The following is a 21019-nucleotide window of genomic DNA, read 5'->3' as shown; positions in this document are numbered from 1 at the left end:
TGCGCAAAGCCCAATTTATTTATAAGAGTGAATAGTTTTGTGGCTCTACCCTGCCGCTCTCCTTTCCTGTGTCATGGTTTTTAACATCTGAAATACTGACATTGTTAAGCCGGTGATTGTATAAGGCGATGCGGACAATCTCATGAAGATATTCAAGTTCGTTTTGTGTCAAGGACTGGCCTTCCTGGGTTTTTGAAATCATTTCCTGCCAGCAGATCAGTCTTTCGTAACTGACATGTTCGCTGTTTTCCAGGCAGTGCAACCTGAAATAGCGAAGGAACAAAGGAAATTCATCGGTCTGAGCGATGTCATAAGCCCGAACCGTTAACCTACACAGACATACAATCGTATCCTGCTGTAACCTGACTAACGCGTTATGACTGCCCGGAAGGATATCAGGCAATTTCATCTTACAGTCAGCAAGGCGCTGAAGAAGAGGCCCTTCCTCTGAAGGCTCCCGTCCCCGATACTCCTGAAGAGGTTCAGATTCAAGTTCATGCATTAATGGATGATATAGCCATTCCCGGGAACTGGTCTCATCAATGATCAGGCTTTCAATGCACTCACTGTATGTTGTTTTACGTCGCCCGAGCTGCACCTGACTGATTTCATATTCAATATCTGGAAGATCGATACGCAATGCGGCAACTCTTTCGGAAGGATGAAGGTGGTCAAAGGTTAACTTCGCAGAAATGCTACGATCCCTGTCCAGAAAGACGGCCACACATAAATCATTAACCTTTACGAACAGATCAGCTGTGCCTCCGAACATACTGCCGCTTCCAATAACCTCATTCAGTGAAACCGGCCCACCATCGTCGCCAGCGAGAAGATTTGGGAAACCAAGAACCTGGTGCTCGTTGATGACTTCAATAATTTTTCCCCGGATGGCTTCCATCAGACCATCACAGTCACCGGCTACAGCAGTACTGTGTGAGAAATGCCAAAGCTTGACCTCCCCCTGCTTTGCTAACAGATCAGTTTTGCAAGCGGGGCAGATGCAGTTACAGTCGATACCCCGGCTGACCTCTGTAATATCTAAAAAGAGTCCTGATTCTCTCTGGAGTCCAAATGGAATACCAAATGTGTAACTCTTACGCATGGCTGCACCCCGTTTTTGATAATTATTCAAACTATATCCGAAATAACGGAGGAGGATTTCTGTAAAACGAATTAAAAGAAATGATTTTTTAGTTTTCCAGATTAATGTTTGACAAGAATCAAATGAGAGCCTTACAAATATGGAGAGAGAAGTTTAGGTAAAGTAACTTTTATCACAACTTCTAAAATTAAGGAGAATATCGGATGTATTTAGCAGTGGGCTTGGCTTATGATTAAAGTCTTTCTCCGAACTTAATAAGAAAGTTAAAAAGACAGGCTATTACAGTGCCTTTAGCCCCGAAAGGGGCATAAACTATTTTCAAATCCAGACACAGTCTTTTTGTTGTGCCAATATCAATAATTACTCGCGAACAAAGGTCCACACACTCGCAGGAACTTTGTCATATAACTTTTTCATTGTCAGTTCAGCTTTACGATGATCATAAGCACCAGAAATTTCAAGAGAGGCGACACCCGAGTTTTTTTCACATAACCTTTCAAATACTTTTTCGAGCGTTTCGAACGAACTACACTTACGGAATTTCATTAAATAAGACTGCTTTGTGTCAGACATAATCAACCTTCTTTAGACAGGCCTCAACTGGCCAGGGATAATCTTAATATCATTTTTCACTTAAGCCTAACGATTTCACAACCTTTTTCGTTGTTTCCACCCTGTTCATAACCAGGTACATGAGTGCTAAAATGACTGTAAATAAAACCAGTGTATCCCGGTGAGCAGGATGAAGAATCAATCAGTGATCAGACAGTTTTCGGAAAGCGAATTGCATCAGCAGCTGGAAACGTTCGGCAACCATGATAAACAGCTTTCACGCTTGATCCGTTACTTTTCCCATCTGAGATACAACACAGCTAAAACCTATCTGCACTGGCTACGAGTATGGAACGAATGGTATCAGGCGAATGCCCGGTTGCATACAGACTGGCCAGTAAGTTCGCTCCCCGTGTCTGAGGAAGCTCTGCTGGCGTTTATGGGGCATCTTGAAGGCAAATTGTCACGAAGCAGCATAAACAGCTGTCTTCAGGCCTTAAACAGTATCCATAAAAAAGGGCTTAACCTGCCCGGGATTATTACGTCTGAAGCATGGTACATGCTGGAAGCCTTAAAACAATCGGAAGCCCGGAAGCGAAAGACGACTAAACAGGCAACTCCCTTTCTTATTGGCGATCTCAAGGCTCTGATAAAGTTACGCAGTACTACAAACTCAGTTCGTAAGCTTCGTGACCTGTGCCTGATCTGGACAGGCTTTGAAACACTGCTCCGTTCATCCGAAATTCGCCGTATACGTCTGAAAGATCTGTCTCTGGATAGTATGACCGGTGAATTTAACCTGACGGTATACCGTACAAAAACGAACATCAGTACACTTCTTACCTACCGGCTGACACGTCAGTTAACTAACTGCCTCTTGAGATTGATGAACCTTGTGAAAATGGATCAGCACAGTCATCCGGATGAATACCTTTTCCAGGCCGTAAATTTCCATGATACAGGCTATATGCCACCCGGCTGGAAGCTTCGGAGTAAAGGGAATGAGCTATCTGAGCTTCTTAAACGGCATAACCTGCCCTACCGTGCTAAACAAAGTCTTCTGAACGATGAAGATGAGGAAGACACTGTGGACGATGCCGGTATGCTCAGCAAAAATTCCCTTTTACGGGCATTTAAAGAAATGTGGAATGAGCTTTATCCAAATGAGACTAAAACCCGTTACTGGACAGGGCACAGCGTTCGTGTAGGCGGTGCGATACAGCTGGATATTGAAGGTTACTCGCTACCACAGATTATGGAAATGGGGAACTGGTCGAATGAAGAAATGGTTATGCGCTACATTCGCAATATTGAAGCTGGTAAAAAAGCCATGATCAAGCTTATGCGAAATGCCTTTGATGAATAGCGCCCTCACGGGCGCATAACTTTATTTTTTCTTGAACGGGTTAAGTCTGGTGAGATTAGAGAGTGCCCCTCCCGGAGGCAAAATTCCCGTCCTTTTATATTTGTACACGCCATTTAATTTCATTGTCTGGATTCCAAGATTAATAAGCGTGACAAGTTTAAGGGTATACAGGAGTGTAAATTGGGGAGCAACCTGAATAAAAACTAATAACAAGCCTGCACACATTACACGTAGCCATGCCGCGTACTCCATGCTCAGCGGACGCTTGAAATAGAATCTTTCGAGCAAATCAACTGTCTTATTACTGATCCACGCCGCCGCCACTGAGAGTAACAACACGATGCACACCATAATGCCCAGTTCCATTTTCACTCCCTTCTCTTTTAGTCTGTTTAAGTTGAGGCTTAGCCACAGTAGTTTTGTTTTTTGCTTTTTTCTTAGGTTTGGTATGGTGAAACAGAAAACAATCCACCATTACCCAACCATTTTTATATCGAGCCACCAGCATCTTCTGGCTGGGGTAATGAGCATGAAACAGCATTTTCACGTCCATGGTGCCCATCAACGACTGTTTGCGCTTTAGCTCATCCTCAGCCATCTGAAATTCTTGTAAGAATTCTGAAGACAGACGCTGACGCAGAATTCTTATGGCACTGGAGTTTTCATCATTCTTTGCCAGGTGCCCGAAGCGTACAAGTGCCTTGTGGGTTATCTGGATGGGTCCCAGATGAGAGCTGAGCTGTTCGTACTGCCAGAAGTAGGTCAAATCCACCTTAACCCAGCTGATGCTGTCCAGCAGAGCCTCGTTCATGATGGTTCCGGACATAGGTACCATTGTCAGCCTGGCCAGACGCATATGTATGTAGTCCGTAAGCAACCTCAGCGACTCAGGAACGTTTTTATTGAGTAGGAGATGCTGAAGCACCGGGGTTGCGGTCTGCCAACACAGATTGCGCCCGTCAGGCAGGAAAGCAAACTTTTGATCGTCAGGCGCAGAGTTCGAAGCGTTTTCCTTACGAAGCAAAAAATAATGGCCGCACAGCAGCTCTGCTCTTACCTGGTCCTCGTCAGGGTCATGTCGGGCTTTACTTAGATCAACGGTTAGCACAACGCGGTTAATCGCATCAGCGTGATATTTTTTTACCCAGACGCAGACACGATAGAGACGCTCATCGATTTTCTGGCTGGCTGTGGAAATCCATTGCATTGTTGTTCCTTAATTTTCGGGGCTGACAATGAAAATGCCCAGCTCAGCCCCCGGCACGAGTTCTGTATATTTCAGGCTCAGCTTCCGTTGGTTGGACGGACCCTGGCTGTTTTCAGGAGCCCAGTCAGAGAGCGTTTTTAATTGAGGTATGTTGCCTGCTGCGAAAATGGGCAAGGATGCTTTTACTACTGAATAATCAGTCTCAGCATATTTATTCCCGTTTCGTTCCTGCCCTTCAGGCCTAAATGCAAAAATGTGAGCAATCGGAACAGGGAAAGAGTTAGTTCGACAAAGGCGATAAGATTCGCCCTGCTTCAGTGGGTGAAATTCAAGACGGTGTAAAGCCTTATCGATATTAGACACGACATTCAAATTGGTAGTTGCTACATTTTTTACTTCTGAGGCTCTCCTGCGCTCCAACAAACTCACAAGTTGCTCTGCTGTTTTAACTTCCTGGTTTCGGTTTAGCCGCCATGAAAAAGTAACTTTTTTAAGCTGGGACTTGATGAAAAGGATATTTCTTGTTGAGTGCATAGCGACAAGGCCCGGGAGCTTCTTGTGCACTTTATCAAAACGGACATTCTTTTTATTATCGATACGCCTCATTGCCGCAGCAAAATCATTTTTTGCTTCGTTTATAGAAGTGATCAAGCTTTCGAGAAGATCTGCTCTTTCGGGGACAATGATTAGACCCGGGTATTTAGTGGTTACTTTGGTGGAATCATGACTTAATGACTCTATGTCATCCACACAGATGTCAGTAAGTGCCTGAATAATTTCCTCAACCGAAGCATCGTCTTTAATACTAACCCTGATGGGTTTAACCTGCTTCAAGCGCTCTTCTGTTCTAGATACGGTGGAGACAGTCATCAGGTTTGCCATCATCGGGGGGGTGTTCGAAAGAAAACACTTGAGCGAGTCGATGCGTTCCAGAATCTGGTCACGAAAATAGGGCAAATCGTCATAACTCATACGTTTCTCCAGGCTCATGTTATTTCCAATCAATTTTGCTGCCCAGGCTGACCTTGCAGAACATAAATGTCATGTAAACCTCTAAAGAAGTCATTTTGAAACAGCTTTCACAGCATGCGATTTATGTTCGATAGGGCTCATGAACAAAGGATGATAATGGAGACGCCATGGATAGTGGATAGTCTTACCCACCTGGGTGATCCGATTGAGGCGAAAACGACCATTTATACAGTCAACTGACCAAAGCCCGGGAGAAACTAACCTCTTCCAGCGGTAAAAAGAGAAACCTGCAACACAGAGGTCATGCTCCAGGAAATGTTGAGTTTCGACGACGCGAACTTTTATCAAAAACCCCAGCATTGGCGAAAACCAGATCAACAACCATGTTGGCGGCAGGATGACTTTGTTCAGGAGATGATCTGTCATAAGCAAGGCAGATAACATCAGAAAACTGATAGTCAACCACAGGGCCATCCAACCGGCCCATACGCGGCTCTGACAGGGTTTCCATTCGAGAAGAAAAAGTTTTTTATGCATTCTGCCCCGCCTAATTTTAATGTATTGCCGAAGTATGCTGCATCATGATGGTGGTGCGGGGAAAGATTTCAAACTTCCACAATTCTGAAGCCGTGTTCCAACCATGAAAGATCCCGTCTCCACAGCGAGTGTTAAAAGCAAGAATTTCATCCCTGACCTGGTAAGCGAGCACTTCTGGCATATCAATAAACTCAGGTAAGGAAAGAAGAATTCCATGGATAACTTCTCCGGTTAACTTACTCATAACCTCTTCCTCAGACAGGGCAGCGTCCGGGAACAAACACAACGGAAGTGAAAAACAACATAGGTCAAGACCAATAGCAGCCCTTCCTGCGTCGTAGCCTTCTTCATTAACGACAAAACGAAAGAATTTTTCTGTCTCACCCCGTAATGATGACGGTCCTTCAGACGGAACTTCAATACCACTGAAGACTTTATCGGTCCAGTTGGTAAAAGGACTGGTGAAAACCCAACAAATTAAGGATAACGCCAGCTCTTCCTTAAACATACGTTCAGTGCCGGTAGTTCTGGAAAGTTGCTTTTGAGTACTCATGTTTTACCTGTTGCATGAAATTATTGATGTTATATAAACACAACCGGCATTTTATCTAATAGGTTTGAAAACACTAAAAATCGCAAATGCTGGTACCTTTCTGTTTTAAGAGATTTTCAAGGTAAAGTGAGGCTAGATCAATTGGCTGGTTCTCTTCAAGACAGGCTCGCACAAGATCTTCAATAGAGACCGAATCAACCCCCCTTCCCTGTAAAATTTCTTTAGCAGATGCCAGCGTTTTATGAACGCTTCGACTTAGTTGTAATCTGACTTGTGTGCGGGTATCAAAAAGACAATCTTCTGTGACACTTTGTGAAACGGTTCTACTCATTGAAAAATCACTCCATTTCTGGGATCGAATGAAAATTAACAGCTATAGATGTATCAGGTTTCCCATTTTCTACGATACTCAACCACGTACGCGCTGAGATTTGTTGTTCACAGACGAGTATGTAACCTGTTCCCTGTTGATGATGTAGCTCAAGAGCTTTTAGGATAGGCTCTGAATGAGGTCCGAGAGCATCACGCGTGTGAATAAGCGTTTGCTCTGGCAATACGTTGCTAAGCATAGACAGCAGAACATTACGCTCATCCTCATTATCCGACAAAACAAGAATTATACGAAAACCCGTTTTTATACGAAATCTGATTTCTGAAACTAACTTTCTTAATCTTAATTTATATATGACCAGGCGGAATCGAGTCATCAGTAAAGAGACCACTGTGAAGATAACGATTACTGCGCCATATTTTGACCTGTAGAACCACCAGTTAAGGCCTCCAGCAACTATCAGGATTAACATTAAAATTAAACTCCCATAGAAAAAAAGTGCTGGGTAGCGAGTTGTCTTTCCTTCAATTAGTGCTGAGGCAAATATCAAAATGGATATTCCGTAAATTACCCAGTCAAAAATACTTTCTCCAATCATTCTTTAGTGAACATCCTTAAAAGTGGAAATGTAGGTTTATGGGTTTATGCATTTTCCTGATGGCCTTGACAACCAAGGATTTCACAGAAATTGTCACAGTGTGAAGCTGTAACAAAGCGCTCTCCACGTTCGAATCGCTCAACCAAATCCTTTCTTACTTCACTTCCAGGTTTCTGGAAGATGTACTCAAACTGGAGATCCTCGGCCGTTGAAAGTAGTCGTTCTATGCTGAAATCAACATGGTAAAAGCAAAACTGATTATCAACCGGGGGAAAGTTGCTTTTGGTACTGTTCTCGTTTTTGGATTTTAGTTCATTCATGAGCTCTCCTTGGTTGAGAACAGTATACAAATCTCTTTAGGGATTTTTTTTCGTTAATAGCACTTTTTTGAGTTTAAAGAGTATGTTCATACCAGAGCATTAGAGGCTACGAAAAGGATAATGGAATTAGAAAGATAGATTTTAAGTGGTGATGTAAGGTGGGATAGGTAGAAGAGGAGTAGACGCTTGTAAGCGAGGCAAAAAAAAGGCACGGAAACCGTGCCATAAGAGTATGTGAGAAAAAATCAAAATCAGGGAAAGAATCAAGCAGCTTGTGAAACTGAATCTCCAACTGCAAGATTTAAATTTCTTAGGTTATCGAAAACTTCAGATACTAAGTCATTACGGTCGTGGATTTTAATCCGCCCACCGGTTAACTCTGAAACATAAACGGTATGGCAGAGGTCAGTAACCACTTCGCCGTATTCATCAACGACTTCCAAAGATGCAATCATCGGAATATAAGAAGCCGCAGCATAGCTCTCATAAATACTTATTATGGAGTCATTGTTGCGTCGAGAAATTACCCTACCAGAAGGTAAAGCCTCATCTTCCATATAGCAATCAGATAGGTCCTCACAGAAGTCATTTTCTTTAAGTGAAATATTAAGGGTCAATTCACTGTTGATAGAGCGTGAATAAGAATATTCACTCAGTTTATAGCAAGCCAAACTTATATCACTAAAAGTTTCATAAGCTTTATAGAGGCTCGATGTTATAGACTCAGATACAAATGTTATTAGTCCAATAAAATGAGTATCCCAGAACTGTTGCAAAGCAAAACGGGCAATCATAACCTGACCATCAACCTGCATCAGTCTGTTATATTCATCCCGGTCATAACCTTTCGACTGAGAAACATCATTAGACATGCTAAGAACTTCACTACAAACATCATCATATTCAAAACGGCTAGTTGCAAAGTGTTTTCCTGAAATCTCAAGGTACTGACCAGAGACTGCGTCAAACACCTCAAGAAAGTAACAGAGTCGAGATTTTAAAGATTCTCTGTTTAAAGCTTCTATTTCATTCTCAGAGATACTATCGACATATAAATCAACAGCATTCTTGAGTTCAATAGCTTTGATATTACAGGTAAAAGAAAGCTCGTCACTTTGACAATGGCAAACACTTAATACTATATCCGCCTCATCAAAATCTATGCCAAGATAGCTCAGAACTGCTCGGACATAGTTTTTATCATCAGATGAATGTGTCATATACACTACCTCAAATTTGAGAGGAAGTGCCCCAGAAGGGAAGCGACTTCCCCACTGGGTTAGATAAAAGTTTGGTTAAGCTAAAAGAAGATGCCAGCGACAGATTTTACATTGTCATAGACAAGTGTCTTCAGCCAACCAAAGTTACTTTTTTGGACTGAAGCAAAAGGATCATTGAGACGCGTTACGAAAATCGTCAAAAGCTTCAGTTATTAGTAATGTGCGATCAGTTACTCTGTATCGGTCATTACTTTCGAGAGATACGTAAGTTGAATGCGAAGAATCACAGACAACACGCCCTCTTTTATTGATCAATCTTACTTCCATCATCACCGGCACATTGATAATTGAAGCAACATCGGTATAGAGGGATATGAGGGCATCATTGTCACAATATAACGCCCCGTTCCCATCAAATGTATCGTTAAACTTAATATATATATCTGGCATATTTGCCGGATAATCATCAGTATTGAAATCAATGCATAACTTTAAGTCATCATTAATACGGCGATTAATCTTATGCTGCCCAACACGTACAAAGCCATGTTCAACAGCTTTGATAATCCTTAAAGTTTCATTAAGACAATCTGTAATTCTTTTCTCGACAAATGAGATAAAGTCACCAAAGTCGGAATGAAAAAACTGTTTAAGTGCAAATTTCGCAACTAACACTTTCCCATCCACCTTCATTTTATCGAGATAAAGATTTCTTATAGCATCAGTAGAAGAATTAGCTTTAGATAACTCTTCACAGTCATTAATAATCATTGAAACAATATCAATAACTTTAACTGGGCTTAAAGTATTACTATATCCGCGAATATCAAACGTAAAAAATCCGAAATTCTTAAATACTCCAAGAAAATAAATTATTTTTTGTTTCAAAAGAATAGAATCGGAGTAAGATGCGTTGTGCTTTATTAGTTCAGATATGTAGAGATCCAACATACAATTTAAATTATCGATATCTACATCGTAATCAAAGGTTACTTTGTCGAACGAAGTATCAGATAATTGAACGGTTATATCGTCAGCGGGAACATTAAGGCCTAAATTTTGATAAAGAAAGGCACTAACAAATTCCACGTGGTCAGATTCTTTAAACATTTACACTACCTCATGACTAAAAAGGAAGTGCTTCCCACCGGGAAGCAAGTTCCCGGATGGGTTAGATTAATTATAAAAGAGTTCTTCAGAAGGTACATGCATTTCTGGTTTGAACTGTTTTAAGGAGTTGTTTATAGCTTTTCGATATAACCCTGAAGAGTGTGGCTTAAACATTTGATATTCCGTAACGAGCAGAGGAGACGTAAAGCATCCTAAGTTCACTAGTGAAATATTTGATGTTTCTTCACAAACATCTAATTCAGCGTATATCCGCCTCTTCATTACCCTGCCTGCTAAATAGCGACGAACATGATTTATAAACTTGTCCGCATCTGATATAGAATTAACTATATAATCAGATGTGACTATCTGATTAGATACAGTTTCAGGTATAGCTTCGGCTATTATTTTTACGTTCATTTCATAATCAACACTATGGAAGCAAGCAAGAATTTGTGGCTTCGCGCTTTCTAAAATCTTTTCAAGAACAGAAAAAATCAGAGAGAACTCGTTTAAAATTCGCTTTTGTATAAGTCCATGTAGATGTTTTATGAAAGGAGAACCGTGTTCAACAAGGCCTAGTATAAGATCCTTAGAGGCCAAATCTGAGCGGTAATAAACGTATTCTAGATTATCCCGGTTAAATCCTTTGATAAGCAAATCAGGCTGCTCTGAGACCAGTCGTAAATGAGTTGAAGCTATAGAAACTTCAAAACGAAAGTTCGCGAGATTTACAGGGCCTGCTTTTAATGTAGCCGCTTCGGAAAAATAAATGAAAAGAGGATGCAAATCATCGTTACCACAGTAAAGATGGTCTGCGCCCTTAAGATATTTCACCAAATGAGGTAGAAAAGATATTACTGGAATATCAGCCACAAATCGAATATGCCGAAATGGTTTTGAATCCAAATATATATTTTCCACTACAGCGCCAACAAAACCCATTTTAACAAGAATAGATTCAACTAACTTTTGTATCGCATTCATTTAAATACCCTCTTAATAGAGGGATTTCTCCCAAAGGGAGAAATCCCTATGGGAGAAAATAATTTTAATTAATAATTGTAGCGAAGCGCATGTTCTTTTTCACTAAGATGGTTTTCATATTCCGACTTACCAGAACTTAAACACTCTTTGAAAAAGACCTTTGAAAAATTCTTCAAGTCACTTCGGTTGTTAATTTCTTTGTCAGACATCAACTTAGCTGAGTGTGAGGTATCCACAGGCCCCAACCACCATTCATATTTAATATAAACACAATTGGTTTTTGTATGTCCATTTAGAAATCGTTTTGCATTTCTAAGTATTTTTCTACAACCGTTAAGGTCTGAAAGTAAGATATCTGGAGCAATGAGCTCTTCCAGAATATGACCAGGTAAGCCTTTCCTAAAAAGCTCAACATCGTAACTACAATACCAGTCACGATAATTAAAAGCTTTAATAAGTCTTTCAGGTGTATCCAAAGATATCTTATTCAGGATTTTTAATGCAAAGCATACAGCATCTTTTAACAACTCGTGCACCTCAACATTGATAAATGAGAAAAACGAGCTTAATTCTTTCTCTAAGGAATTATACAACTTACCGTAAATATCCTGAGAAAAAAGATACTGCAATCTTTCTTTATTATAAGTGCAATTCGAAATTGAATAGACTTCTCCTCTTTCGATTTTGCACCCTTCCCTTAAAACTATAGGAAACCTCAAATGGTTAACAATGAAAGAATGATTCTTTCTTTGCTTCAAAGCATCTAATTGAAATTTCGTAATTTCCTCCAGATTTGCATCTTCAAAACCTGGAAAGGGAATATCACAGAAACAAGAACTATATGCTTTTGCTGATTCATACATAAACTCCAGTGAAACATCAGCATCAAAAGACATACCAGAGAACATGCCCTGCCCATTGTCTAAAAATGTAATGTTTTTAACCTGTATTTTTTTATGTTGAACAACCAAAAAGGCATTAATGATTTTTTCGATAATTTTCATGTGATCCTCTCTCAATAAAAAAGGGATCACTCCCATATGGGGTGTGATCCCCACATGGGTATAATTTAATTAAAAATCTGTAAGACCTAAATCTTTATTTCTACCACAAACTGTAGAAGATATAAGACGTTTTACTCGCTTTCGAGCACTTCGGCCTGACGTATCTTTCAAGTACATCGGTAATGACAATGATGAGATTTGATTACTTCGCTTATGATGGCAGACTATATAGCCCTGCCTCCACCCCGAACGCACAAACTCACGGATGCGGTTAATATATGCCGAAGCTTGAGATTTTGTACTTATCGATTCAGAACACTTTAAGTTCTGTTCGATAGAGTAAAGCTCAGCCGCCATTAATTTCACCTCATACAGGTCATCCCCATAACTTATAGTTTTCAACAGCTCTTCCTTTTCCCGAATGAAAAATACTTGCTGCATTCCAAGGATCAGGTCATAGGCCTCTCGAAAGAGGTCGATAAGCTTATTACGAACATAAATCATAAACTCCTCAAAGTGCTGAAGCCAGAAATAAGCCGCATTACTTATTTGTGAATTGTGAGAACAAACAAGCCCTTTAGCAAGCTCGACCTCTTCCTCCCGAAAAGTAAAGTTACTTTTCTTAAACCGACTTTGTTCAAAAATGCTTTGATGCATTTCTATCCATACAGAAACAAAACCGAGGGATTCAAATTCTTCGTTTAACAAATGTAAACTTTCGAAGATTTTCTGAATTTCGATCCCGATGTCATATGACAGTGGACATTCTTTTATAGAATAAACATAACCGGGTAGGAAGTGAGATAAATGCTCAGTTCGCAAATATAAACTGAATTTAAGTTCTGTCAGTGGTTGTTTCAAAGATAATTTAGATGATTCGCTTATATTTACTGGTTCAACACCATTTCTAATCAAAATAGCTTTTACCAGGTCCGTAGCTAACTTCATACAGCCTCCAGTCGTTATTGAGGCCTCCCTGATGCAGGTTGGCCATCAGGGAAAATATGTAAATCAATTAGCAACCAATCAGACCGTTGCCATTACATTGTCAATGTATCTGACAAGGGATGGGCGGTCGTCCTGTAAGGCAAAACGGCGAAGGTCATCAAGATTATACGCAGGAAGATAATCAGCGTAACCTCGAATACGAAGGTCCTCAACCACAACTTTTATATACTCAAATCGTCCAAGATTTCCTTTTAATGGGGGTTTTCCTGGACTAGACAGCATATCGTCTGCTTGCTCCCATGTGATTTCTTTAGCTTCACCACTATGTAGATCAAGATGGACATATATGAATGACTTATAATCTCCACGGCAACGAAGATAATATTTCGGATAGAAATATTTGTCACAACGCAACAAACACGTTCCTGAAGGACGAACTACGTACAACAGGTTTCTGTCATTTTCTAATATGCCATGTTTCAAAATCGTTATATCTATCTCATTATCATGCAGCAAATAGCATGACGATGGTTCATTGACGATGCGCGATTTTATAACAGCAGCAAATTTATTAAAAACTTCGTTAGTTTGAAAATTCATTAAAATGCTCTCCGATGTAAAACGACGAGCATCACCATAACGGTAATACTCCCGTTATGGGTTTTAATAGTTTATGGAATAACCATGTCATACAACCGACCATAGCCAGTAGTACCGCACATTTATTTAACTGAGCAAGCATCTCAGCCGTGAAAAGACCTTAAAGGCAGGTAATTATCACGAAGGAAAGCGGTTATCTTATCAATACAATTTAAAAAATAATATTGATAAGATAACCCCCCCCGCAAAATGCGGGGGAGTTATCGTTGTTACAGCTGATTAAGACATTCAGGAGCCCAGTGAATCGGGAATCCATCCTGCCCTGTTAACTGGAGAACATCGTTCCAGTCGATACCCTTTTTCCCATCAGGAATATCTTGTGCTGGTTCGAAGACTTCAATTGTCAGCTTTGATGCGGGATATCGTTTAGCCAAAAACTCAACCATGCGGCTTTGAAGTCGCTGAGCAGCTTCGATACCGGCACGAGTGCCTTGTGAGTTAGCAATATCCTTATCCGCCCAGATATAAAAGTTTATATATTTTACATCCGGCGGAGGCAGTAAAAAATCAGGAACAGTAACGTTTTCAAGGCACCATGCGGAGCTGGCTGCCCAGCATGGTGTTGAAGTCGCTTCTACAACAGAAAGCGCATTCTCGATCCCTTCAGCCACTCCCAGTGTCCAGGTCGAACTACCTGAATCATAGTGAGGGTCAAACAACTGAATTGAGCCACCTGTCATATCGGCAGGAGGCTTCATCATCAGCTTTGGATTTTCTACAGGTGCCTTATCACCGTTTTTGTCTACGTATGTTCTATGGATAGTCAGAGGCCGACCTCGGGTGTCACGATAGATTGCAATCATTCCCGGATAGATAATCGATTTCTGCTTATCTTTATCCCAATAGTAGATCCGGTTATTAAAGCCTAAATCCTTTGGTAAGTGACTCAGTAAGCGGGAGATCCCACGATTACGGAGGTACAAAGCAACAGGAGTATTAGGCTTTATTTCACCGGTATAGTGATACATCACATCAAGTTTTCGCATTCGCTTTGCCACTTCCTCTCGGTCAAGAGTTTCTGTGGCACGAACTGCTGATTTATAGCGTCGTTCATTTTCAATGTCGGCGTCAGTTAACGGAGCATGCAGATCCATCCCGAAAAAATCTGAGAGAATCTTTTTGCAAGTCTGCGTTTTACTTAATTCATAATATTTCGCCAGAACATCAATTCCGTCGCAAAACTCATTTACCGGAAAGTCATTATGGATCGCACATCCGGTATAAAGGTCTTTTTGTCGGAAACGAAACTTCGATTTCCCTGCGCCAGTAAACGGGCAAGGAACCTGGCTCGGGGCTTTTGCACAAGCGTCTTTGAAAGCAGGTATTCTTTCGAATATATACTTCCAGCCAGACACTTCAGCAATTCGAGCATGAACGAGTTTAATAAAGTGTTCAGATACTTCCTGTGGTTTACGACGAAGAGCCGGGGATGCATAAGTCATGATGATCTCTCTTATCTGGCATTGTGAGTTTCTCAATGCCTTCTGCGGTGCAGAAGACAGGGAGAAACCCACAACGCAGAATTTAAGAAAGAGGGCCCGGGGGCCCTCAACATTTATGCTTCAGTCGTGAAGCCATTATTCTCAAGACGCTGTATGTAGTTATCTACAAGTAACGCAGCCTGCTGGCTATTACCCTCCGCTATAGTGACTTCGCGGAAGATTCTTTCCTGAGGGCTATCATTGCTTATAACTTCACCAACACGTCCGAAAATACGGACTTTATGCATCGCACCGACTTTTTCATGTTCTACACGGTAAGTTTTTATCTGAGTCATATTTTGCTCCTTATTCCTTCATGGAGCAAAAAGACCCACCGGGGCCTTTTTGCCCCGATTGGGTAGAGTTTATTAAGAAAGTATTTGATGAACTAGCTTACTGACTTCAATAGACAATAAAGAAGTATCATCAACTGTTACGAAAGTGTCCGTTTCAAAACCAATTATTTCATCAGTCTTAATACCAACACCAACGATTTCTATTCCATTACATTTAGCCTTTTCCATAACTTCGACGATAGTAAATTCCGATTTATTCGGATAACCATCAGTTATAAGAAAAATTATTTTCCTATCGAATTGGCTGTCAAGTAACAGATCAACAGCTGCCATTAAAGCAGATCCCGTAGGGGTATAATAACCCTTACATCCAAGAGTGAATTTCGATAGAGATTCCTCAACGCTTTGATCAAACGTTTTGATAATCTCAAATTCACTTTCCTTGAAGGGAAAAACTATATTGGAGACATGCATTTTTGACAAACTTTCAGCGGCCATCGATAAAGCAAGATCTGACTTAATGGCATGAATATATCTTTCATCATTAGCCATTGACGCTGAAATATCACGAACTAATACGAGGCCAACATGCCCTCTATTTTTAGATTCGCTTTGAGCTCTGAAGACATCACGAACTCCCATTTGTGACAGAATTAATCGATTTCCATCGAAGGTAATTCCACGCTCATGAGTTTTGTTTCGGCCACGCATTTTAACCTGCTGTAAAACAGACAAGTCGCTACCGATTGAATGACTCAGAGACAAAGCCTCATTGTAAACATTCAAATCGATAAGGAGATCAGGGATATCCCATTCAGAAGCACCGAATTCGGCTTTCACGTCATCGGATACTTTTGATGCAATACCTTCAATCTCTTTAGCCAAAGCATCGTGATAATCTTCGCTATCCTCATCACTGCTAAGAAAGGCATCCAACAAATCTGCCAGTATCTCCCATTGAGCCGATGAAAAGTTACTTTCATCTTCAACGTTAGTCGAACTGGCTTCATCTGATTCACTCTCGGAAGGGTTAATCGCATCAGTATCGTCTTCAATAATGTTATCACCCGTGGGATTGCCACCGGTGGGTTCATTATTTCCCTCGTTATCTTCAGCAAGTTCTGAAGGCTCAGAACATCCCTCTTGAGCAAGATCAGCGTTATCGGAAGTATCTGCCTGACCTTCACTATCGTCCTCAGAATCATCCTCACGACTATCAGTCGACGTAAGCGATTTATCTTCTGATTCGGTATCGGTATCGGTCTCGGATTCATCATATGCCTCCTGCTCCTCCTGCTCTGTCTGCTGCTGTTGTTCCTTTGCCTCATCCCGCAGTCTCTCTAAAAGAGCCAGGGTCTTACGAGCAAGGGATTCACAGCCCTGAGTATTTTCACAACCAAGAGCATCATGAAAAATTTCCTCAACATCAGAAATTACTGGAGAAAGTATCTTTTGGGCATAGTCAAAAAACGGATCGAGGGTTTCTTTGTGACCTACCTGCTGAAGGACTTTTACTCGCAATGAGTTAAGCAGATACCACTCAATAAATAGGACAGGATTTTCCGGACGAGAAGATATATCAGGAGTCATCCTTCCGGCTTTAACCATCAGTGCGTAAGTGGCTGCAAGCCGCCGCTTTGCATCCGGATAATCGTTACCAACCTTCTCTTCCATCTGTACATCATCGAACAGATTTATAAGCCCGGTAAGACGTTTTGCCCTGCTATAAGCTTTACGTTTCTCAGCGAGGCTCTCAAACTCTGCATTCATTCCGTCATCGAAGCGTGTAAACCCTTCAGATGACATGAGAACACTATTAAAGGCGTCACTGTAAACCTCACTGACGGTATAGCGACCATGACCAGCTTCATGACAGGTAAAACCTTCAATCAGACTGACAAAGTCATCATCGCTATAATCGCCGTTTGGTAAAACACAAACTTTATTGACAGGATCAAAATACGGTCCTTTGGTATTGTCGTCTATTACAACTCTTACATCGCCTAAGCCGCTAATGACTTTTGCTATATTCTGTAAACGCTTAATATGGCGCGGCGATGATTTAAGATCTAATTTCATAGAATACCTCTTTATAAAAAGGGGTACTCACCCAGATGGTGAAGTACCCATCTGGGGTTTTTAATAAAGCAAACAGTTACCAGCCTTTGAGCTCGATATCAAAACCATTTTCAGCATTGTCTTCCTGTTGCGAAACTGATTTCTCAGGTTCAGCTACAGAATCAGTGTTTGAAAACGTGCTGTTTTTTATATCGTTCTCTACGACAGGTTCAACCTGAAACACATTTGTTGAATCTAAAATAGCTTCAATACCTGTGTTCTGTAGCGCGTTCGGTTCTGTTTGTGAGCTTTGATTAAATGATCTGGTAATAGATTCCAACCAGTCAGTAACCTTTTGCTCTCCTGAAATAATACGCTTTAACATTGAAGCATCACTCATGAAATAAAACCACTGCTGTAACACCGCAACGTCGCGAGGTTCAGAAATGGCACCTTTAGGTAAATTATTCATTATGTGTTTTATAGCTTCTGCAAGTACTGCCGCCTCTTTATGTATAAACATGAAGCTAATGATCTTATTTTGCATTTGCTTCAGTCGGTCAATAGTACTTGAGCGCAAATTATTATTTTTACTAATTTTTTCATAAACCCTCATTGCTTCTTCTGCCAGATCTGTTATCAATTGTTCCTGATAGTAGTCCTGGGTTTCATCACCTTCAACGCTAATAGGCGTAAAAGGAATAAAGTGAGCAATATTAAATCTAAAGGATTTTATGAAATCATCTTTAGTTAATTTCAACTGATCAATCAAAGAAGACATTCTTGGGCTTCTATTTTTTTCAGCCTCAATATGCATCTCATAATTGTCTACAACGTTTTGAATACCTGCCTGAAACTCTCGTTCAATCTCTTGGGCCCCTTCCAGAAACTCTTCCATACTGGAAACTGGTAAAATCCACATATTGCTATAGCGGATGCACAAGCGTGAGCAAAGGGTTGATATTCTGCTGGTAATCGTACTTTTGAAGCTAAGGGCTTTTATGTCAATCCAACGTACTTCGCTTTTAGATACGCTTTTTTGATCCGTAATATCATCTCCATCATAAGACAAATCGATTTTATCGGTTCGACGCGATCCTTGACAGCCACTTATTTCAATTTTTGTTATAACTGCACCTTCCAGTAAATCTGGATATGATTTTGCAAAATTCTCAGAGATTTGTTTTGCAGATACTTTGTTAAGCATTGAAGTATTTAAAGTCATGGGTTTCTCCAAAAAAAAGGGGAAACCCTCCCCAACGGGAAAGATTTCCCGATAGGGTTGATATTAAAGCTTCTCTGGTGCAATTAAAAGAATACCGGGAAACTCAGCGGCAACATCATCATTGCCCATTGCTCCCTGATACATATAACCTTTTAATTCCATTTCTTTAATTAGACCTTCCATATTTATTTTACCATCATGATAAAACAATAAAGAATAGTCGTTATTCAGTTGCATAAGTCCAGTAAAATTAGTTCCGTTTTTTGCTATAGCAATGGTAGCAGCACCATCCGTACTTAAAAACGCACTAAATTCAAGATGGGATAACTCTGAGATACAAATATCAGAGGTTTCATAACAAATCCCATCTAACTCGACTTTTTTGCTGTGAAATACTCCAGCGATTTATCCTTGTCTTCGCCAAGAGAAAGATCTATAGCTTGAAGAACAAGATCGACCACATGTAAAGGTAAAGCAGAAGCAAAAGCTATTTTGAAAGTGTCAAGAAGACTAAAGGTTTTTAACGTCATCGACGTGCCAACCCAAGCTACTAATTGACGAATATCCATCACACTGTCTTCTGTACCAGAGTCATTTACTGCAATCGCTACTCTTACGAACTTCTCAATGACCTGAAAAGGCAAAGAGCTATATCGTTTAGTAAGCACATTGGTTAAAGCAACTTTGTCGGGCTTCTCCATTTCAACTATCAAGAACCGCTTTATAAAAGCTGCATCTTGACGTTGAGAAGAAACGAACCGGCGAGCGCCTCCACTCATGTTTGTGTTTGCAGTACCAATAAATCGCGTGTAGCCATTAGCAGTTATAACCTCACCACCATTAGCACTGAGTGACCAGGGCTTACGTTCAATGGGCATGTGAAGTTTTGCTGCCGTATCAGGATCGATTTTGTCCACTTCATCCAGAAGAATGAGGTGACCATTACGAAATCCCGTTACCAAATCGCTGTGTACAAAACCTGTATTACCACCATTAAGACTGCGCTCACCTTCAAGCTCATCAACTCGAATATTGCTGTTGATCTGCTTAATTGTCAGCGGCCAATTCATCATGTGGCTAATGTACATTACCATTTCAGTCTTGCCAGAACCGGACTCACCTTTAAGACACACACTTAAATCTATATCCGGACTGATAAGCAGTTTAACCACTTGTTCAAGTATTCGGGGATTTGGTATGTAGTCTTTGTTCAGCGGAGCTCGATACGAGGTTTTAGTTTTGAAAACAGGCACAGCCATCTTTGGATCCATTTCTGGAATACCAAAAAGGTCCTTTGCTAGAACTAAAAGATACTCACCTTTATCCACATAATGTTTTAACTTTATAACATCCGGGGAAAGAAGAGCTTCTAATTTTTCATAAGCATCAGAAGATGTTTCATTTAACTTCATAGCGGCATTAGACATTTTTAACTCCGGTAAAATGCAAACACCGCCCTCTGGCAGATGTTTGCCAGTGGCATTTTATTTGAGATTCATTTGGCAAATAGTTGCCATCAGTTTCCTGATTTGAGGCACATTATAACCAAGATGATTTCCCACTATTTCAAAAGCTTCAGACATGATCCATTCAAAATGATTTTCGAATATTGGATTTATTTCTAACTTGCCAAAAGCGTTTCGTTTAGTTAACAGATCACATGAAACAAGCTCGTCAAACAACTCTAATGTGGATTTAAAAGCTTTTATGTAAACATCCATAATTTCCCTGTCAGTCCATTTAACAGCCAGTTTTTTTTCTGACATTAAATAATCCTGATCAAAGAAGATGTCCCAGCCCATATCGTCATTGCAATCATGCAAAATGATTTCATCATCATTCCTGCATTCAGCTAATTTCGTGTTTTCACTAATCGAACGATGCGAATGATAATAGAGCCATGATTTTAATTCCGCTCTAAATTCACATGCATCAAGTCCATGAGATAAACAAGTGTATTCAAATGATTTTGACATATACCACCGTGTTTCAGCTTCTAAAAGTGGATTCACTGTGATATTACCATTGTCATCTTTGAAGAATAACTTTCTCCTCAACACTAGTTCTTTAATGATTTCCAAAGACTCTTCCATAGCGGATAGAAAAACAACATACACATCCTCAGGGGTCCATTCTATTACCAGACCACCCAAATCTGGGTTATATTCTTCAACCGAATATAGATAATCTGTTTCTGCTGCAAAATTAATTGTATGCAAAATCTGATTTTTAAGTAATTTGGATTTTTCATAAAGGTGATTTTCACGCCTTTCAGAATCATAATTTATCTCAGAAATGTTACTTTCATCTGATTTAAAGTTTAATCCGGACGTGTATGCATCATTTAAATGCTCTTTGGGTGAATCAACTATTTGCGTTATTTCATCTTCATCTATATCGAATATAGAAAAAAAACTAAGTTGATTACTACTTATTGCAGTAGCCCTAAATTTTTGTTTCATGGGGACTCCAAAAGGAGAAATCCCATGAAG

Annotated in this window: 23 protein-coding genes; 1 reads left to right on the top strand and 22 read right to left on the bottom strand. The window is 40.3% G+C overall.

The window, feature by feature from the left end; genetic code table 11:
* Positions 1 to 19 precede the first annotated feature (19 nt).
* Positions 20 to 1102, bottom strand: coding sequence for a hypothetical protein (locus AAHF05_RS22760; RefSeq protein WP_001232447.1), 1083 nt, complete (start codon positions 1100 to 1102; stop codon positions 20 to 22).
* Positions 1103 to 1462: 360 nt separating this feature from the next.
* The gene (locus AAHF05_RS22755; RefSeq protein WP_001285422.1) at positions 1463 to 1675 is read right to left on the bottom strand and encodes an Hha/YmoA family nucleoid-associated regulatory protein; all 213 of its coding nucleotides are present in this window, start codon (positions 1673 to 1675) and stop codon (positions 1463 to 1465) included.
* Positions 1676 to 1844: 169 nt separating this feature from the next.
* On the opposite strand from AAHF05_RS22755, the gene AAHF05_RS22750 reads away from it, so the two are divergent.
* Entirely contained in the window at positions 1845 to 3020 is a 1176-nt protein-coding gene (locus AAHF05_RS22750) for a tyrosine-type recombinase/integrase (RefSeq protein WP_000795949.1), read from the top strand.
* A 301-nt stretch (positions 3021 to 3321) separates the two neighbouring features.
* On the opposite strand, the gene AAHF05_RS22745 is transcribed toward AAHF05_RS22750, so the two are convergent.
* The 20 genes from AAHF05_RS22745 to AAHF05_RS22650 all read right to left on the bottom strand — a co-directional run bounded on the left by AAHF05_RS22745 (position 3322) and on the right by AAHF05_RS22650 (position 20989).
* The gene (locus AAHF05_RS22745) at positions 3322 to 4227 is read right to left on the bottom strand and encodes a hypothetical protein (protein ID WP_001198595.1); all 906 of its coding nucleotides are present in this window, start codon (positions 4225 to 4227) and stop codon (positions 3322 to 3324) included.
* Between the two features lie 9 nt (positions 4228 to 4236).
* The gene (locus AAHF05_RS22740; RefSeq protein WP_000119428.1) at positions 4237 to 5199 is read right to left on the bottom strand and encodes a DNA replication terminus site-binding protein; all 963 of its coding nucleotides are present in this window, start codon (positions 5197 to 5199) and stop codon (positions 4237 to 4239) included.
* A gap of 90 nt (positions 5200 to 5289) precedes the next feature.
* Positions 5290 to 5736: a hypothetical protein gene (locus tag AAHF05_RS22735; protein ID WP_000549069.1), complete on the bottom strand. Its 447-nt coding sequence runs from the start codon at positions 5734 to 5736 to the stop codon at positions 5290 to 5292.
* Between the two features lie 16 nt (positions 5737 to 5752).
* Positions 5753 to 6289 carry a hypothetical protein gene (locus tag AAHF05_RS22730; RefSeq protein WP_000107167.1) on the bottom strand — a complete coding sequence of 179 codons (537 nt, stop codon included), beginning with the start codon at positions 6287 to 6289 and terminating at the stop codon, positions 5753 to 5755.
* 73 nt (positions 6290 to 6362) lie between these two features.
* Positions 6363 to 6620: a hypothetical protein gene (locus AAHF05_RS22725; protein ID WP_001371933.1), complete on the bottom strand. Its 258-nt coding sequence runs from the start codon at positions 6618 to 6620 to the stop codon at positions 6363 to 6365.
* Positions 6621 to 6627: 7 nt separating this feature from the next.
* Positions 6628 to 7218, bottom strand: coding sequence for a hypothetical protein (locus tag AAHF05_RS22720; RefSeq protein ID WP_000578891.1), 591 nt, complete (start codon positions 7216 to 7218; stop codon positions 6628 to 6630).
* Between the two features lie 44 nt (positions 7219 to 7262).
* The gene (locus AAHF05_RS22715; protein ID WP_001004200.1) at positions 7263 to 7538 is read right to left on the bottom strand and encodes a hypothetical protein; all 276 of its coding nucleotides are present in this window, start codon (positions 7536 to 7538) and stop codon (positions 7263 to 7265) included.
* A gap of 263 nt (positions 7539 to 7801) precedes the next feature.
* Positions 7802 to 8758 carry a hypothetical protein gene (locus AAHF05_RS22710; RefSeq protein WP_000149830.1) on the bottom strand — a complete coding sequence of 319 codons (957 nt, stop codon included), beginning with the start codon at positions 8756 to 8758 and terminating at the stop codon, positions 7802 to 7804.
* Positions 8759 to 8929: 171 nt separating this feature from the next.
* A complete protein-coding gene (locus AAHF05_RS22705) occupies positions 8930 to 9868 on the bottom strand; it encodes a hypothetical protein (protein WP_000472041.1) in 939 nt (312 codons plus the stop codon).
* A 66-nt stretch (positions 9869 to 9934) separates the two neighbouring features.
* A complete protein-coding gene (locus AAHF05_RS22700) occupies positions 9935 to 10855 on the bottom strand; it encodes a hypothetical protein (protein ID WP_000991697.1) in 921 nt (306 codons plus the stop codon).
* 68 nt (positions 10856 to 10923) lie between these two features.
* Complete coding sequence (locus AAHF05_RS22695; RefSeq protein ID WP_000691119.1) at positions 10924 to 11859, bottom strand: hypothetical protein; 936 nt, start codon at positions 11857 to 11859, stop codon at positions 10924 to 10926.
* 69 nt (positions 11860 to 11928) lie between these two features.
* Positions 11929 to 12807 (bottom strand): hypothetical protein, encoded by an 879-nt coding sequence (locus tag AAHF05_RS22690; RefSeq protein ID WP_000762003.1) that lies wholly within the window; start codon positions 12805 to 12807, stop codon positions 11929 to 11931.
* Between the two features lie 78 nt (positions 12808 to 12885).
* Positions 12886 to 13407, bottom strand: a complete 522-nt coding sequence (locus AAHF05_RS22685) for a hypothetical protein (RefSeq protein ID WP_001011130.1) — start codon at positions 13405 to 13407, stop codon at positions 12886 to 12888.
* Positions 13408 to 13676: 269 nt separating this feature from the next.
* Positions 13677 to 14909, bottom strand: coding sequence for a toprim domain-containing protein (locus AAHF05_RS22680; protein ID WP_000220379.1), 1233 nt, complete (start codon positions 14907 to 14909; stop codon positions 13677 to 13679).
* A 113-nt stretch (positions 14910 to 15022) separates the two neighbouring features.
* Positions 15023 to 15244 carry a hypothetical protein gene (locus AAHF05_RS22675; RefSeq protein WP_000192120.1) on the bottom strand — a complete coding sequence of 74 codons (222 nt, stop codon included), beginning with the start codon at positions 15242 to 15244 and terminating at the stop codon, positions 15023 to 15025.
* Positions 15245 to 15316: 72 nt separating this feature from the next.
* A complete protein-coding gene (locus tag AAHF05_RS22670; protein WP_000762700.1) occupies positions 15317 to 17323 on the bottom strand; it encodes a VWA domain-containing protein in 2007 nt (668 codons plus the stop codon).
* 76 nt (positions 17324 to 17399) lie between these two features.
* The gene (locus AAHF05_RS22665) at positions 17400 to 18527 is read right to left on the bottom strand and encodes a DUF3150 domain-containing protein (protein WP_000174396.1); all 1128 of its coding nucleotides are present in this window, start codon (positions 18525 to 18527) and stop codon (positions 17400 to 17402) included.
* Between the two features lie 63 nt (positions 18528 to 18590).
* On the bottom strand, positions 18591 to 18764 hold the full coding sequence (locus AAHF05_RS22660) for a hypothetical protein (protein WP_001176645.1): 174 nt from the start codon (positions 18762 to 18764) through the stop codon (positions 18591 to 18593).
* A 131-nt stretch (positions 18765 to 18895) separates the two neighbouring features.
* The gene (locus AAHF05_RS22655; protein ID WP_000063335.1) at positions 18896 to 19954 is read right to left on the bottom strand and encodes an AAA family ATPase; all 1059 of its coding nucleotides are present in this window, start codon (positions 19952 to 19954) and stop codon (positions 18896 to 18898) included.
* Between the two features lie 57 nt (positions 19955 to 20011).
* On the bottom strand, positions 20012 to 20989 hold the full coding sequence (locus AAHF05_RS22650; protein WP_000810361.1) for a hypothetical protein: 978 nt from the start codon (positions 20987 to 20989) through the stop codon (positions 20012 to 20014).
* Between the last annotated feature and the right edge of the window lie 30 nt (positions 20990 to 21019).

The organism is Enterobacter adelaidei (assembly GCF_041937165.1).
GTDB classification, from domain to species: Bacteria; Pseudomonadota; Gammaproteobacteria; order Enterobacterales; family Enterobacteriaceae; genus Enterobacter; species Enterobacter adelaidei.
Note: the sequence above shows the minus strand (reverse complement) of the source record. Positions and strands in the feature narration are given on the sequence as shown.

Bases quoted from the DNA above. Each gene is read 5' to 3' on its own strand.
- AAHF05_RS22760 (WP_001232447.1), bottom strand. From the start codon at position 1,102: ATGCGTAAGAGTTACACATTTGGTATTCCATTTGGACTCCAGAGAGAA.
- AAHF05_RS22755 (WP_001285422.1), bottom strand. From the start codon at position 1,675: ATGTCTGACACAAAGCAGTCTTATTTAATGAAATTCCGTAAGTGTAGT.
- AAHF05_RS22750 (WP_000795949.1), top strand. From the start codon at position 1,845: ATGAAGAATCAATCAGTGATCAGACAGTTTTCGGAAAGCGAATTGCAT.
- AAHF05_RS22745 (WP_001198595.1), bottom strand. From the start codon at position 4,227: ATGCAATGGATTTCCACAGCCAGCCAGAAAATCGATGAGCGTCTCTAT.
- AAHF05_RS22740 (WP_000119428.1), bottom strand. From the start codon at position 5,199: ATGAGTTATGACGATTTGCCCTATTTTCGTGACCAGATTCTGGAACGC.
- AAHF05_RS22735 (WP_000549069.1), bottom strand. From the start codon at position 5,736: ATGCATAAAAAACTTTTTCTTCTCGAATGGAAACCCTGTCAGAGCCGC.
- AAHF05_RS22730 (WP_000107167.1), bottom strand. From the start codon at position 6,289: ATGAGTACTCAAAAGCAACTTTCCAGAACTACCGGCACTGAACGTATG.
- AAHF05_RS22725 (WP_001371933.1), bottom strand. From the start codon at position 6,620: ATGAGTAGAACCGTTTCACAAAGTGTCACAGAAGATTGTCTTTTTGAT.
- AAHF05_RS22720 (WP_000578891.1), bottom strand. From the start codon at position 7,218: ATGATTGGAGAAAGTATTTTTGACTGGGTAATTTACGGAATATCCATT.
- AAHF05_RS22715 (WP_001004200.1), bottom strand. From the start codon at position 7,538: ATGAATGAACTAAAATCCAAAAACGAGAACAGTACCAAAAGCAACTTT.
- AAHF05_RS22710 (WP_000149830.1), bottom strand. From the start codon at position 8,758: ATGACACATTCATCTGATGATAAAAACTATGTCCGAGCAGTTCTGAGC.
- AAHF05_RS22705 (WP_000472041.1), bottom strand. From the start codon at position 9,868: ATGTTTAAAGAATCTGACCACGTGGAATTTGTTAGTGCCTTTCTTTAT.
- AAHF05_RS22700 (WP_000991697.1), bottom strand. From the start codon at position 10,855: ATGAATGCGATACAAAAGTTAGTTGAATCTATTCTTGTTAAAATGGGT.
- AAHF05_RS22695 (WP_000691119.1), bottom strand. From the start codon at position 11,859: ATGAAAATTATCGAAAAAATCATTAATGCCTTTTTGGTTGTTCAACAT.
- AAHF05_RS22690 (WP_000762003.1), bottom strand. From the start codon at position 12,807: ATGAAGTTAGCTACGGACCTGGTAAAAGCTATTTTGATTAGAAATGGT.
- AAHF05_RS22685 (WP_001011130.1), bottom strand. From the start codon at position 13,407: ATGAATTTTCAAACTAACGAAGTTTTTAATAAATTTGCTGCTGTTATA.
- AAHF05_RS22680 (WP_000220379.1), bottom strand. From the start codon at position 14,909: ATGACTTATGCATCCCCGGCTCTTCGTCGTAAACCACAGGAAGTATCT.
- AAHF05_RS22675 (WP_000192120.1), bottom strand. From the start codon at position 15,244: ATGACTCAGATAAAAACTTACCGTGTAGAACATGAAAAAGTCGGTGCG.
- AAHF05_RS22670 (WP_000762700.1), bottom strand. From the start codon at position 17,323: ATGAAATTAGATCTTAAATCATCGCCGCGCCATATTAAGCGTTTACAG.
- AAHF05_RS22665 (WP_000174396.1), bottom strand. From the start codon at position 18,527: ATGACTTTAAATACTTCAATGCTTAACAAAGTATCTGCAAAACAAATC.
- AAHF05_RS22660 (WP_001176645.1), bottom strand. From the start codon at position 18,764: ATGCAACTGAATAACGACTATTCTTTATTGTTTTATCATGATGGTAAA.
- AAHF05_RS22655 (WP_000063335.1), bottom strand. From the start codon at position 19,954: ATGTCTAATGCCGCTATGAAGTTAAATGAAACATCTTCTGATGCTTAT.
- AAHF05_RS22650 (WP_000810361.1), bottom strand. From the start codon at position 20,989: ATGAAACAAAAATTTAGGGCTACTGCAATAAGTAGTAATCAACTTAGT.